This is a genomic window from Duganella sp. Dugasp56 (assembly GCF_047304105.1).
Classification (GTDB): domain Bacteria; phylum Pseudomonadota; class Gammaproteobacteria; order Burkholderiales; family Burkholderiaceae_D; genus Rugamonas; species Rugamonas hordei.
The window spans coordinates 1-1,067 of record NZ_JBGLYQ010000111.1 but is presented as its reverse complement, the minus strand read 5'-3'; the positions used below and the strand labels follow the sequence as shown (position 1 = coordinate 1,067).

1 rRNA gene is annotated in these 1,067 nt (G+C 53.0%); it reads left to right on the top strand.

Going from position 1 to position 1,067, the window contains the following annotated elements:
* Positions 1–77 precede the first annotated feature (77 nt).
* Positions 78–1,067, top strand: a 16S ribosomal RNA gene (locus tag ACCD07_RS32265); the annotation flags it as partial.

Here is a 1,067-nt window from a genome sequence, read left to right as displayed (position 1 = left end):
TAGTGGCCTGTCAGTATTTTGAGTGAGCGACCCGTCAGCAATGACGGTGCCATGAAAATGGCAAAGTAACAGAGATTAAACTGAAGAGTTTGATCCTGGCTCAGATTGAACGCTGGCGGCATGCCTTACACATGCAAGTCGAACGGCAGCGCGGGGCAACCTGGCGGCGAGTGGCGAACGGGTGAGTAATATATCGGAACGTACCCTGGAGTGGGGGATAACGTAGCGAAAGTTACGCTAATACCGCATACGATCTAAGGATGAAAGTGGGGGATCGCAAGACCTCATGCTCCTGGAGCGGCCGATATCTGATTAGCTAGTTGGTGGGGTAAAGGCCCACCAAGGCATCGATCAGTAGCTGGTCTGAGAGGACGACCAGCCACACTGGAACTGAGACACGGTCCAGACTCCTACGGGAGGCAGCAGTGGGGAATTTTGGACAATGGGCGCAAGCCTGATCCAGCAATGCCGCGTGAGTGAAGAAGGCCTTCGGGTTGTAAAGCTCTTTTGTCAGGGAAGAAACGGCTGCCTCTAATACAGGTGGCTAATGACGGTACCTGAAGAATAAGCACCGGCTAACTACGTGCCAGCAGCCGCGGTAATACGTAGGGTGCAAGCGTTAATCGGAATTACTGGGCGTAAAGCGTGCGCAGGCGGTTTTGTAAGTCTGTCGTGAAATCCCCGGGCTCAACCTGGGAATGGCGATGGAGACTGCAAGGCTAGAGTTTGGCAGAGGGGGGTAGAATTCCACGTGTAGCAGTGAAATGCGTAGATATGTGGAGGAACACCGATGGCGAAGGCAGCCCCCTGGGTCAAAACTGACGCTCATGCACGAAAGCGTGGGGAGCAAACAGGATTAGATACCCTGGTAGTCCACGCCCTAAACGATGTCTACTAGTTGTCGGGTCTTAATTGACTTGGTAACGCAGCTAACGCGTGAAGTAGACCGCCTGGGGAGTACGGTCGCAAGATTAAAACTCAAAGGAATTGACGGGGACCCGCACAAGCGGTGGATGATGTGGATTAATTCGATGCAACGCGAAAAACCTTACCTACCCTTGACATGG